Origin of the sequence: Xanthomonas hortorum, assembly GCF_040279205.1 — a bacterium.
GTDB lineage: Bacteria > Pseudomonadota > Gammaproteobacteria > Xanthomonadales > Xanthomonadaceae > Xanthomonas > Xanthomonas hortorum_F.
In genome coordinates this window covers 1-13,262 of record NZ_JBEOLS010000088.1, presented here as the reverse complement: position 1 = coordinate 13,262, position 13,262 = coordinate 1, and the positions used below count along the sequence as shown (strand labels likewise).

6 protein-coding genes and 2 pseudogenes are annotated in these 13,262 nt (G+C 63.7%); 6 read left to right on the top strand and 2 right to left on the bottom strand.

Annotated features, from left to right (window positions below; translation table 11 throughout):
• From ABS769_RS21305 to ABS769_RS21295, 3 genes and pseudogenes are all read left to right on the top strand, one after another.
• A pseudogene (locus tag ABS769_RS21305) lies at window positions 1-145 on the top strand (IS5-like element ISCARN85 family transposase); the annotation flags it as partial.
• Between the two features lie 19 nt (window positions 146-164).
• Window positions 165-1,034, top strand: coding sequence for a LysR family transcriptional regulator AmpR (gene ampR, locus ABS769_RS21300; RefSeq protein ID WP_317063138.1), 870 nt, complete (start codon window positions 165-167; stop codon window positions 1,032-1,034).
• A gap of 175 nt (window positions 1,035-1,209) precedes the next feature.
• A pseudogene (locus tag ABS769_RS21295) lies at window positions 1,210-2,488 on the top strand (lytic murein transglycosylase).
• Window positions 2,489-2,671: 183 nt separating this feature from the next.
• Here ABS769_RS21295 and ABS769_RS21290 read toward each other — a convergent pair.
• On the bottom strand, window positions 2,672-4,534 hold the full coding sequence (locus ABS769_RS21290) for an ABC-F family ATP-binding cassette domain-containing protein (RefSeq protein WP_317063137.1): 1,863 nt from the start codon (window positions 4,532-4,534) through the stop codon (window positions 2,672-2,674).
• A 184-nt stretch (window positions 4,535-4,718) separates the two neighbouring features.
• Here ABS769_RS21290 and ABS769_RS21285 point away from each other — a divergent pair, with 184 nt between their 5' ends.
• The 3 genes from ABS769_RS21285 (at window position 4,719) to ABS769_RS21275 (ending at window position 12,778) form a co-directional block, all read left to right on the top strand.
• Window positions 4,719-7,118, top strand: a complete 2,400-nt coding sequence (locus tag ABS769_RS21285; protein ID WP_317063136.1) for a TonB-dependent receptor plug domain-containing protein — start codon at window positions 4,719-4,721, stop codon at window positions 7,116-7,118.
• Window positions 7,119-7,632: 514 nt separating this feature from the next.
• Window positions 7,633-10,020, top strand: a complete 2,388-nt coding sequence (locus ABS769_RS21280; RefSeq protein WP_317063135.1) for a TonB-dependent receptor plug domain-containing protein — start codon at window positions 7,633-7,635, stop codon at window positions 10,018-10,020.
• Window positions 10,021-10,378: 358 nt separating this feature from the next.
• The gene (locus ABS769_RS21275) at window positions 10,379-12,778 is read left to right on the top strand and encodes a TonB-dependent receptor plug domain-containing protein (RefSeq protein ID WP_317063134.1); all 2,400 of its coding nucleotides are present in this window, start codon (window positions 10,379-10,381) and stop codon (window positions 12,776-12,778) included.
• A 119-nt stretch (window positions 12,779-12,897) separates the two neighbouring features.
• Here the strand turns inward: ABS769_RS21275 and ABS769_RS21270 are convergent, their stop codons facing one another.
• Entirely contained in the window at window positions 12,898-13,089 is a 192-nt protein-coding gene (locus tag ABS769_RS21270; protein ID WP_317063133.1) for a hypothetical protein, read from the bottom strand.
• Window positions 13,090-13,262: the final 173 nt, after the last annotated feature.

The following is a 13,262-nucleotide window of genomic DNA, read 5'->3' as shown; positions in this document are numbered from 1 at the left end:
GTACAAGCGGCGCAACGAAGTAGAGAGACTGTTCCGTCGCTTGAAAGGCTACCGCCGGATTTTCTCGCGCTTCGACAAGCTGGATGTCATGTTCCTTGGATTCCTCAGCTTCGTCCTAGTCGTTGATTGGCTTCGGATGTGTTAACAGGCCCTAATCTCTACGCATGCCCCGGCCGCGCCTCCCGCTCAATGCCCTGCGCGCTTTCGAGGCCGCTGCACGCCATCAGAATCTGACCCACGCGGCCGGCGAGCTGTGCGTGAGCCAGGCCGCGCTGAGTCACCAGATCAAGGCGCTGGAGCAACAGCTGGGCACCAGCCTGTTTCACCGCCTGCCACGCGGCGTGGCGCTCACCGACGAGGGCGCGGCGTTGGCACCGGTGCTGGGCGAGGCCTTCGACCGCATCGCTGCCACCCTGGAGCGCTTTGCCGATGGCCGCTATCGCGAGGTGCTCAGCGTTGGCGTGGTCGGCACCTTCGCCACCGGCTGGTTGCTGCCGCGCGTGGATGCCTTTCATGCGGCGCATCCGGAGATCGAGCTGCGCCTGTCCACCCACAACAACCGGGTCGATCTGGCTGGCGAAGGGCTGGATCTGGCGATCCGTTTCGGCGATGGCGACTGGCATGGGCAGATCGCGCATGCGCTGATGGAGGCGCCGTTTGCACCGGTCTGCGCGCCGGCAATGGCGCGCGCGTTGCGCACGCCGGACGATCTGGCACAGGTGCAATTGCTGCGCTCGTATCGACTGGACGAGTGGCCGCAGTGGTTTCGCGCGGCGGGTGCAACCGAGGTCGCAGCACGCGGTGCGATGTTCGATTCGTCGCTGACATTGGCCAGCGCCGCGGCGGCAGGTGCCGGGGTGGCGTTGTTGCCGTTGCCGATGTTTCGACAGGATCTGGATGCAGAGCACCTGGTGTGCCCGTTCCCGATCAGGATCGACGCTGGACGCTATTGGCTGACCCATCTGCGTTCGCGGCCGGCCGGAGCCGCCGCGCTCAGCTTTCACCGCTGGCTAGCGCAAACCATTTTTGCATGAGCGGGCCAGTGGCGCCTGTTCCCTCTGGACCGGCGCCGAAGGCGGCACGCCGACACATTCGCTGTTGGCCGCTTGTTTTAGAGATGAAAGAAGTGATGAAAACGAATAGCTGCAATAGTTTTATTCCCGGAAACTGAGGGCTACGTTGGGCTCCCATCCCGCATCGGGCAGACCCATGATCACGCCTTCGCACCTTCTTCGTTTCTCGCTAAGTATCGGCGCATGTGTTGCTGCCGCCAACGCAACAGCGCAAGCCACTGCCCCCGGAACAACCTCGCCTCCCGCAACGAATGCCGCTGCCCAACAAGATCCCGCGCCCACGCCCAGCTTCGAACAATGGTTGGTCGACTTCCGCCAGCGTGCGCTTGCTGCCGGCATTGAAACAACCACGCTAGACACTGCATTCGCTGGCGTCACACCCGATCCATCGGTGCAGGCACTGGATCAGCAGCAGCCCGAATTCACCCGCTATCTCTGGGATTATCTCGACGACCGTGTCACACCGTCCGCCATCCAGGAAGGACAGCAACGGCTGATCAGCCAGCGCGCCCTCTTTCAAAAGTTGCAGCAGCAATACGGTGTGGATCCGGGCATCCTGACAGCCATCTGGAGCATGGAAAGCGAGTACGGCAAACAGATCGGCGACCGCTACGTGATCCGTTCGCTGGCGACGCTGGCGCATGAGGGTCGGCGCATCAAGTATGGAAATACGCAATTGCTTGCGGCGTTGCAGATCCTGCAGACGGAAAAAGGCGTCGATCGATCGCAGTTTGTGGGCTCGTGGGCCGGCGCCATGGGACAGACGCAATTCATCCCGAGCACCTATCGCGCCTACGCCGTCGACGACGATGGGGACCACAAACGGGATGTGTGGAATTCCAGTGCGGATGCGTTGGGCTCTGCCGCGAATTATCTCAAGCAGAGCAACTGGAGCAGCGCTGTTCCCTGGGGCCAGGAAGTGCATCTGTCAGCCGGCTTCGACTACGCGCAGGCCGACCTGACGATCAAGAAAACCGTTGCCCAATGGCAGCGCCAGGGTGTGGTGTGTGGCAGCAAGCCGATTGCGCCCGCACTGGCCCAGGAACAGGCATCGGTACTTTTGCCCGCAGGGTATCGCGGCCCGGCGTTCCTGGTGTTCGACAATTTCCGCAGCATTCTGCGTTACAACAATTCCACCGCCTATGCGCTGGCGGTCGGTCTGCTGGCCGATGGCTATGCAGGTGGAGCCGGGATTGAGCAGCCCTGGCCAAAAGACGATCCGCCGCTTACTAGCGTGGCGGATATCACCGAGCTGCAGCAGCGGCTGACCGACAAGGGATTCGACGTTGGGGGGTGTCGACGGTGCGCTGGGGGCGCGAACTCGCCAGGGAATCCGTGCATTCCAGCGCAGCCAGCAGTTGCCGCAGGACGGTTATGCCAGCAGCGCTTTGCTAGCGCGGCTGCGGGCACGCTGATCGCGTCATCGCACCGCCAGGCCATACTGGCCACCGGTCCGGCCCATGCTGCGGCTGCTCATGCAACGAGGAGAAGCGCTTGGCGTTGCCAAGCGCTGCACGCTCGCGCGGACTGCATGACCGCGTAACGAACTGGCTGGCAGGATCAGCCTGCGGGCATGGCTGCAGCCGCAGCACGCGCGATCAGGCAGCGCCGTCGATCAGTTCCATCCACGCCGCTTCTGCGGCCGCCAACAACTGCGCGGTGGCCTCGCGATCGCGGCCCAGCACGGCCATCTTCTCGCTGTCGGGGTAGTTGGCCGGATTGGCCAGTTGCCGGTCCAGTTCCGCCAATGCCGCTTCCAGCTCGCCCACACGCTTCTCGGCGCTGGCCAGCTTGTGCGGGTTGACGACTTTCTTCGGCGGCAGCGGTTTGGTCGGCGGTGGCGGGGTCGGGGCGACCTCGGCCAGCTTCTGCTTGGTGCCTTGCGCGGCCGGGCGGCTGCGCAGCCAGGCGGCGTATTCGTCCAGGTCGCCGGCGAACGGTTCGACCACGCCGTCGGCCACGCGCCAGAAACTGTCGCAGACCAGGCCAATCAGATGGCGGTCATGCGAGACCATCACGATGGCGCCTTCGAAGTCGCTCAGCGCCTCGGCCAGCGCTTCGCGCATTTCCAGATCCAAGTGGTTGGTCGGTTCGTCGAGCAGCAGCACGTTCGGCTGCTGCCAGGCGATCAGCGCCAACGCCAGACGCGCGCGCTCGCCACCGGAGAAACCATCCACTACCTCGAATGCGCGGTCGCCGGCGAAGTTCCACTTGCCCAGGAAGTCGCGGAACGCCTGATTGGCGCCATCCGGCGACAGCTCGCGGAAGTGGTCCATCGGCGACTGGCCTTCGTGCAGCGACTCCACCGTGTGCTGGGCGAAGTAGCCGATGCGCAGATCCGGATGCGCGCTGCGCTCGCCAGACAACGGCTCCAACTCGCCCACCAAAGTCTTGACCAGCGTGGTCTTACCCGCACCGTTGGGGCCGAGTAAGCCAATCCGATCGCCGGCCTCCAACCCGAACCCGACGTCGTGCAGGATCACCGAATCCGCGCCGTAGCCGGCGTCCAGATGATTCAGCCGGATCAACGAAAACGGCAGCCGATTCGGCTGTGCAAATTCGATGCGGAACTCGCGCTCGGCGCGTACCGCCTCGGTGCCGGCCATCTTGGCCAGCCGCTTCATGCGGCTCTGCGCCTGGCTGGCCTTGCTGGCCTGCGCCTTGAAGCGGTCGATGAAGCTCTGCAGATGCGCGCGCTCGGCCTGGCCCTTTTCGTGCGCGATCTGCTGCTGGCGCAGGTGTTCGATGCGCTGGCGTTCGAAATCGGTATAGCCGCCGACGTACAGCTTGGCGGTGCCGCCGTGCAGATGCAGCGTATGCGTGGCCACGTTGTCGAGGAACTCGCGGTCATGCGAAATCAGCAGCAAGGTGCCCGGGTACTTGAGCAGCCATTGCTCGAGCCACAGCACTGCGTCCATGTCCAGATGGTTGGTCGGTTCGTCGAGCAGCAACAGGTCGCTAGGCATCATCAGCGCGCGCGCCAGATTCAGGCGCACGCGCCAGCCGCCGGAGAACGAAGACACCGCGCGGTGATGGGTCTCGGCCGGGAAGCCCAGGCCGTGCAGCAACTTGCCGGCGCGCGCTTCGGCGTCGTAGGCGCCCAGTTCGGCCATCTTCTGGTGCGCGTTGGCGACCGCTTCCCAGTCCTCGCGCGCGGTGGCCGCCGCCTCTTCCTGCAGGATGACCGACACCTCGATGTCGCCACCGAGCACGAACGACAGCGCCGGATCGGGCAGCGACGGGGTTTCCTGCGAGACGCTGGCGGTGCGCACCTTGCCGGGCAGGTCGACATCGCCCTTGTCCGCTTCCAGTTCGCCCTTCACCGCGGCGAACAGGCTCGACTTGCCGGTGCCATTACGGCCCACCACACCGACGCGGTAGCCGGCATGCATGGTCAGGTCGACGTTGGACAACAGCAGACGCTCGCCGCGTCGCATGGAGAAGTTGCGCAGGGAAATCATTGATGGACAGTCCGATAGAACGAAAAGGAATGAGCAGATGAGCAGCATTCCTGCGACGCCATTCTAGCGTTAACGAATAATTAGCGCCTTCAGGCTGGCCGCTGGCTTCATTCGCGATTGGCTTTTGCGCCCAGACCCTGCCCAGTCTTGCTGGTCCTGCTTGGACCCATGTTTCGGAGTTGTCATGAATTACCCGTTGTCCACGCTCGCAGCCGCCGTCGTTGCGGCGCTGCTCGCCTCCCCCGCCCTCGCCCAGACCACCGCGCCGGCCACAGCCCCAGCTGATGCGCCCGCGAATACGCTGGATACGGTCATCGTCACCGGCACCCGCGTGTCCGACCGCACCGTGGCCGAGTCGCAGTCGCCGATCGACATCATCAGCGCCGAATCGCTGCAGGCCACCGGCACCTCCGAACTGGCCACCGCACTGGCGCGGGCGCTGCCTTCGCTGAACTTCCCGCGCCCGGCGCTCAGCGACGGCACCAGCGCGATCCGTCCTGCGCAGTTGCGCGGCTTGTCGCCGGACCAGGTGCTGGTGCTGGTCAACGGCAAGCGCCGCCACACCTCCTCGCTGCTCAATCTCAACGGCACGATCGGGCGTGGCGCGGCAGCGGTGGATCTGAACACCATTCCGGTCGCCGCCATCGCGCGCGTGGAAGTGCTGCGCGATGGTGCCTCGGCGCAATACGGCTCCGATGCCATCGCCGGTGTGATCAACATCGTGCTCAAGGGCGCTGAAAAGGGCGGCAGCCTGCAGGCCGGTTTCGGCCAGTACTCGGCCGGTGACGGCAGCAACTACGAGCTGTCCGGCGATACCGGCGTGGCCTATGGCGGCGATCGCGGCTGGCTGCATGTGGCGGCCCAGCTCAATCAGCAGGACCCCACCGACCGTGCACGTGGCTATGCCGGCGCACCCAGTGCTTCGCAGCCGGCAGTGGGCCAGAAGGCGTTCAAGATCGGCGACCCCGACGTCAACGCGCAGGCGGTGTCGGCCAATACCGAGTTCGCCTTCAGCGACAGCATCACCGGCTATGCGTTCGCCACCGCCAGCAACCGCGACATCACCTCGTTCGCGTTCTTCCGCGCGCCGGGCAGCACCACCCAGAACATCCTGTCGGTCTATCCGCAGGGCTTTCTGCCGGAAATCCAGACCTACGCCAAGGACCGCTCGCTGGTGGCCGGCGTGCGCGGCTCCACCGCCAGCGGTTGGGACTGGGATGCCAGCTACAACTACGGCTACAACAAGATCGATTTCCACACCCGCAACACGCTCAACGTGAGCCTGGGGCCGAGCTCGCCGACGTCCTTCTACGACGGCGCGCTGGAGACCACGCAGAACATCGTCAACCTGGACGTCAAGCGCGGTTTCGACTGGGGCCTAGCGTATCCGGTGACGGTGGCCTTCGGTGCCGAATACCGCAACGAAAAGTGGAACCAGTCGCCGGGCGAAGTGGGCTCGTATTTCCAGGCCGGCACGCTGGCCGGCGGTGCACAGGGTTTCGGCGGATTCGCGCCGAGCGTGTCCGGGCAGTATTCGCGTGACAGCTACGCGCTGTACGCGGATCTGGAAGCCGATTTCACCGACAAGTTCTCCGCCGGCCTAGCCGGGCGCTACGAGGACTTCAACGATTTCGGTAGCCAGGCCTCGGGCAAGTTGTCCGGGCGCTATGCCTTCACCGACAAGATCGCGTTGCGCGGCACGGTGTCGTCCGGCTTCCGTGCACCGTCGCTGGCGCAGCAGTATTTCCAGTCCACCAGCACCACCTTCCTGGCCGGCAATCCGAACCCGTTCGAGATCCGCACCTTCCCCGCCGACAGCACCGTGGCGCGTGCGCTGGGGTCTGAGCCGCTGGATGCGGAAACCTCGCTGTCCTACAGCTTGGGCCTGGTGCTGCAGCCGACCGATGCGCTCTACCTCACCGTGGATGCGTACCAGATCGATGTGGACGACCGCATCGTGCTCTCGTCCAACCTCACCGGCACGGGCGTGCGCAACCTGCTCGAAGCACAGGGCATCTTCGGCATCAACGGCGGGCGCTACTTCACCAATGCGGTGGATACGCGCACGCGCGGTGTGGACGTGGTCGGCAGCTACCGCTGGCAGCTGGCCGCCAGCAGCGTGGATCTGACCGCCGGCTACAACTATTCGGAAACCGAAGTCCGCAGCGTCGCTGCCAACCCGGCGGCGCTGTCGGCCAACGGACTGAGCCTGGAGCGCATCGACCGCACCGAGCGCGGTCGCATCGAGGAAGGCTTCCCGCGCGACAAGTTCCTGATCAACGGCAGCTGGAATCTGGAGCACTGGACGCTGGCGTTGGGTGCGACGCGCTATGGCAAATACAGCACCCGTCCGGCCGCGGCGATCAACGACCAGACCTTTGGCGCCAAGTGGGTGGTGGATGCCTCGGCCAGCTACAAGGTCGACCGCTGGACGCTGACGCTGGGTGCGGACAATCTGCTGGACGAATACCCGGACGAGAACAACTTCGCCAATTCCACCAGCGGGCAGTTTCCGTACAGCAATCTGTCGCCGTTCGGTTTCAACGGTGCGTACGTGTACGGGCGCATCAACTACCGCTGGTAAGTTCTGCGGCTGCACAGTTTGAGGTTTGACCACACGCCCCGGCCAGTCCGGGGCGTGTGCGTTTCAAGACATGGCAGCAGCGGTTGTTGCGTTGGCCGCGAGTGCAACGACGCTGCTTCCAATCAACAGTCACGTAAGACATGCCGCCACACACACGCGTGAGTTCGAGCGCGACACCGGCGCGGCCGTCTCCGTTCTCCTGCGCAATACCGCACTCATGCGGGGTAAATCACGTTCTGATGCAGAAGTTTCATAACTGGTATCGATGTCCAAGATGGTGCAAGCAAGGCCGTGCCACAGCAGCTCTGGTGCAAGAAACGCATCACTTTGGTGCACGATGACAACGATGCCATTAGCATATCCTCGATGACGGTTGCACGCGCAACATAACCAAAATTTGACATGTGGTTACACGTGGTTAATGGTTGGGAACGCACCGCAGCTGCCGCAACGGACGCGGCCCGGGAGGGGGCCCCCTGCGATGCATCCGTTCCCCACTCGGAGTTGTCACCGCATGAATTGCAAGACCAGTCCACTCGCAGTTGCCGTTGTTCTTGCACTGTCGTTTTCCGCTTCAAGCGCATCCGCGCAGTCACAGGCTCCCACCCAGAAAACCCTCGATACCTTGATCGTGACCGGCACGCGCGTGGCCGATCGCACCGTGGCCGAATCGGCATCGCCGATCGACATCATCTCGCCGCAGGCATTGGAATCGACCGGCACCACCGAGCTGGCTACCGCGCTGTCCCGCGCGATCCCCTCGTTGAATTTCCCGCGCCCGGCCATCTCCGACGGCTCGGACGCGGTGCGCCCTGCGCAGCTGCGCGGCCTGTCGCCCGATCAGGTGCTGGTGCTGGTCAACGGCAAGCGTTACCACACCACCGCGCTGATCAATCTCAACGACACCCAGGGCCGAGGTTCTTCGCCGGCCGATCTCAATACCATTCCGATCGCCGCCGTGGAGCGCATCGAAGTGCTGCGTGACGGCGCCTCGGCGCAATACGGTTCGGACGCCATCGCCGGTGTGATCAACATCGTGCTCAAGGGCAGCGGCGAAGGTGGCAGCATCAGCGGCCGCTACGGCAAGTACAGCGCCGGCGACGGTGAGCAGTACCAGCTGTCCGGCGATGCAGGCTTCAGCTTCGCCGGCACCGGCAAGGTGCATCTGGCCGCGCAGGCCGGGCATTCGGATCAGACCAACCGCGCGCTGCCGTTCCAGGGCCGCGTGGAGCAGCGCTACGGAGACCCGGACATCGACCAGGGCGCAGTGTCGTTCAATGGCGAATACAGCCCTACCGATTACCTCACCTTCTACTCGTTCGGCATGGTCAGCCGCCGCGAAGTGCTGTCCAACGGCTATTTCCGCTTTGCCGGCGACAACCGCAACCGCCCGGAAATCTATCCGGACGGCTTCCTGCCGCAGATCTACAACGTCAGCAAGGACGTGTCGTGGGTGGGCGGGTTGAAGACCTCCACCGAAGGCGGTTTGAACATCGATCTGAGCTACAACTACGGCCAGAACAATCTCACCTTCGATGTACGCAACAGCTTGAACAACAGCCTGGGGCTGGCCAGCCCCACCGACTTCCACGCAGGCACCCTGGAAGTCACCCAGAACGTGCTCAATGCCGACTTCACCAAGACGCTCGATTGGGGCCTGGCCTACCCGGTCACGCTGGCCTTCGGTGCGGAATGGCGCGGCGAAAAGTTCAACCAGTCGCCTGGCGACGCGGCATCCTCGGCTAACGGCGGCATTCCCTCGGCCAACGGCTCGCTGATCCCAGGCGCGCAGGTGTTTCCTGGCTTCAAGATCTCCGACTCGGGCTACTACAACCGCAACAGCCACTCCGCCTACGTGGACCTGGAAGCGGATCTGACCGAAAAGCTGTCGGCCGGTCTGGCCGGGCGCTACGAGAAGTACAGCGACTTCGGCGACACCGCCACCGGCAAGCTGTCGTTGCGCTATGCGTTCACTGACAAGATCGCGCTGCGTGCCACCGCCTCCACCGGTTTCCGTGCGCCGTCGTTGCAGCAGCAGAACTTCCAGTCGATCGCCACCCAGTTCCTCAACGTGGCCCAGCCCAACGGCACGGTCACCGCGATTCCGTTCGAGATCGGCACCTTCCGTACCGACAACCCGGCCGCCATCGCACTCGGCGCCGAACCGTTGAAGGCCGAGGAATCCAACAACTACGGCCTGGGCGTGGTGCTGCAGCCGATCGAAAACCTGTACATCACGGTCGATGCGTATCGCATCGATATCGATGACCGCATCGTGCTGTCGGAAAACCTCACCTCCAATGCGGCGCGCAATTATCTGCAGGCCAATGGCTTCCCGGGTATCGGCGGTGGGCGCTACTTCACCAACGCAGTGGACACCAAGACCCAGGGCGTGGATGCGGTCGGCACCTATCGCTGGAACCTGGACGGCGGCAGTGCAGAGCTGACCTCCGGCTATAACTACAACAAGACTGAAGTGGAACGGATCGCCGACAACCCGGCAGCGCTGGAAGCGATCGATCCGGGTGCGGTGCGCATCGGCCGCGCCGAACTCGGTCGCATCACCGAAGGCACGCCGCGTGACAAGTTCTTCCTGGGCGGCACCTGGTCGCCGGGCAACTGGTCGTTCACCGGCACCGCCACGCGCTGGGGCGAGTTCAGCACCTTCGGCACCAACGCCGGCAGCGACCAGACCTATGCGGCCAAGTGGACGCTGGACCTGGCCGCGTCCTACAAGTTGAACGACTGGAACTTCACCATCGGCGGCGACAACGTGCTCAACGAGTATCCCGACCGTCAGGAAGCCGGCCTGGGCACGCGCACCTACCTGCCCTACAGCAGCGCCTCGCCATTCGGTTTCAACGGCGCGCTGGTGTACGCCAACGTAAGCTACAAGTGGTAACGCGCTGCGCGCTGGTCGGCAACGGCCAGCGTCTGTCTTGCCTGGTAACACACCACGCAGCGCCGAGGCGCTGCAGGTAATACCGCAGCATCGCTCCCCCTCTCGCATCGATGCGAGAGGGGGAGATCAAGATCAACGCTCTTCGTCAGCAAGGATGCATAGCGCAGCAGCATGGCTGCGTCACAGGCCGAGGTCATTGCTGCGCACGCCCTCTCCGCCACGCCGGACCACCTGGCGCACAAGCACTACGCGCTACGCAGCGAGACACGCAGTACGCAGTCGCACTCCAGTCGCACTCCCCCGAGCAATACGCGCATTCCAACGCTGCGTCCATCATCCCCTTTGAGCCTTCATTCCCATGCACACCTCCAACGCACTCTCGCTGGCGATTTCAGTCGCACTCACCGTCTGTTCCTTCGCTGCCAGTGCGCAGTCGCAATCGACCCAGCCGCAGAAAACCCTGGATACCCTGATCGTCACCGGTACCCGCGTCAGCGATCGCACGGTGGCCGAATCCGAATCGCCGATCGACATCATCACCGAGCAATCGCTGCAGGCCACCGGCGCCACCGATATCGCCAGCGCGCTGGGAAAATTGCTGCCGTCGCTGAACTTCCCGCGTCCGGCGATCTCTGACGGCAACGATGCCGCGCGCCCGGCCACCCTGCGCGGCCTGTCGCCGGATGCGGTGCTGGTGCTGGTGGATGGCAAGCGCTATCACACCTCGTCGTTGATCAATTACAACCCGTACGTGGGCCGTGGTTCGGCACCGGCGGATTTGAACTCGCTGCCGATGTCGGCGATCGCGCGCATCGAAGTGCTGCGTGATGGCGCCTCGGCGCAATACGGCTCCGATGCGATCGCCGGTGTGGTCAACATCGTGCTCAAACATGGCGCCGATACCGGCAGCAATACCGTGTCGATCAACGGCGGCATCATGGACAAGGGCGATGGCGAGCAGAACGGCATCGACGGCTCGGTCGGCATGCCCTTCGGCGGCACCGGCGGCGATACGGCACCGGGCTGGGTGCGGCTGTCCTGGAACTACCAGAACACCATGAGCACCAATCGCGGCGAGAACACCAACCGCGCCACCACCGTGCCGGGCACGCCCAATCCGGGCGGTGTGCCGTATCAGCGCCATGGCGACCCGGCCTCCAACTTCTATCAAGGGCTGGCCGCTTTCGGCTATGAGTTCTCGCCGAACCTGGAGCTGTACGGTCACCTCAGCATGAGCCGGCGCGAGGTCACCTCCAACGGCTATTACCGGGCTGCCGACAACACCGCGCGCAATGTGCAGGCGATCTACCCAAATGGCTTTTTGCCGCAGATCTACAACCCCACCAACGATCGCTCGGCGGTGTTGGGCATCAAGGGCAGCACCGAAAGCGAGTGGAACTGGGACCTGTCGGCCGTTTACGGCAAGAACGACATGACCTTCAACATCCTCAACAGCATCAACACCAATCTGTTCTGGAGCACCGGCAGCTCGCCGACCAACTTCAATTCCGGCGGTTTCGAAACCGAGCAGGGCACGGTCAATCTGGACGTCAGCAAGGCGTTCGACTGGGGCCTGGCGTATCCGGTCAATGTGGCCTTCGGCGCCGAGCATCGCCAGGACCGTTACCAGATCAGCGCCGGTTCGCCGGAGTCGTACTTCTTCGACCCCAATACCATCAACCCCGACACCGGCGCGCCCTACCCGGGCGGTGCACAGGTGTTCTCGGGGTTGGAGCCGTCGGTGGCCGGCAAGTTCGGCCGCCACAGCAACGCGGTCTACGCCAACCTGGAAGCGGACATCACCGACAAGCTCTCCGGCGGCATCGCAGGGCGCTATGAAAACTACAGCGACGCCGGCTCCACGCGCTCGGGCAAGTTGTCGGCGCGCTATGCCTTCAGCGATACCTTCTCGCTGCGCGGCACCATCTCCAACGGCTTCCGTGCGCCCTCGCTGGCGCAGCAGAACTATGCCTCGGTGGTGACGCTGATCCAGGACGGCGAGCTGGTGCAGGTAGGCACTTATCGCACCTCCGATCCGGTTGCCGTGGCGCTGGGCGCACAACCGCTGAGCCCGGAAAAATCCACCAACTACGGTCTGGGCGGTGTGTGGCAGCCGACCGCCAACTTCACCTCCAGCCTGGACGTCTACCAGATCCGCATCTGGGACCAGATTCTGTATTCGGACCAATTGCAGCTGGCGCAACCGATCGGCCAGGTGGCGGCGGTGCAGTTCTTCGTCAACGGCGCCACCAGCCGCACCCGTGGCGTGGACTGGATCAACAGCTACCTGGCCGATCTGGGTAACTACGGCAAGCTCAATCTCAGTGCCAGCGCCAACTACAACAAGACCACCATTCTGGAGTTGACCAACCCCAACTTCGGCCGCGCCAGCCAGGGCCTGCTCACCGACGCCACGCCACGCACCAAGTACATGGCGGCGGCAGACTGGACCTTTGGCGGATTCGGGCTCAATTTCAACGCCACCCGCTACGGGTCGATCAAGCGCATCAGCGACCCGGTCGATGGCAGCCAGGACCAGACCTACGACGCGCGCTGGTTGTTGAATCTGGCCGCCAGCCAGACCTGGAACGCGTTTACCTTCACCGTGGGCGCGGACAACCTCACCAACCAGTATCCGACCAAGGCACAGTTGAACACTGCCTATGACGATCGCGCTGGCGGCCTGCAGTATTCGTCGTTGTCGCCATTCGGTTTCAACGGGCGCTACTGGTATGGCCGGGTTACCTACCGGTTCTGAGTAGCGACGCTTGATCGTAAAGTGCTGATCGAAAGTTCCGATCAGCGCATCTATCACGCAAACACCGCCGAGCGATCGGCGGTGTTTGTCGTTGTGGGCATCGCAACATGCAGCGGCTGTTAGCCATCTGCGGCAATGATGTTTGTCCCGTTGAACTCCGTATTGATGGCGCACAGTGCATCGCCAAGAGCGGCCAACAAAAAGACTGCACTCACCGCCTGATAGGCACGGCCGGCAGTGCAGTTACCACCAGCACCCGACCAAGTTGGCAGGTGCGATGCCCTCACCGATTGCGGGATCTTACGCGGCATGGATGCCGCGTAAGAGCCTTATCTGTTCGCAATCTGGCAGATTAGATGTCGAGAGCCGGCGTGGGCCACCGTGAGAGCCTGGATCTCAGCGATCGCCGTGTAGCTTGGTACCCACGCCGGATTCTCCCTTGATTCGCCCGAACAGTTGCCCGAGGTGACACTCAAAACGATAA

Coding starts and splice junctions, on each gene's coding strand:
- ampR (WP_317063138.1), top strand. CDS start 165: ATGCCCCGGCCGCGCCTCCCGCTCAATGCCCTGCGCGCTTTCGAGGCC.
- ABS769_RS21290 (WP_317063137.1), bottom strand. CDS start 4,534: ATGATTTCCCTGCGCAACTTCTCCATGCGACGCGGCGAGCGTCTGCTG.
- ABS769_RS21285 (WP_317063136.1), top strand. CDS start 4,719: ATGAATTACCCGTTGTCCACGCTCGCAGCCGCCGTCGTTGCGGCGCTG.
- ABS769_RS21280 (WP_317063135.1), top strand. CDS start 7,633: ATGAATTGCAAGACCAGTCCACTCGCAGTTGCCGTTGTTCTTGCACTG.
- ABS769_RS21275 (WP_317063134.1), top strand. CDS start 10,379: ATGCACACCTCCAACGCACTCTCGCTGGCGATTTCAGTCGCACTCACC.
- ABS769_RS21270 (WP_317063133.1), bottom strand. CDS start 13,089: ATGCCGCGTAAGATCCCGCAATCGGTGAGGGCATCGCACCTGCCAACT.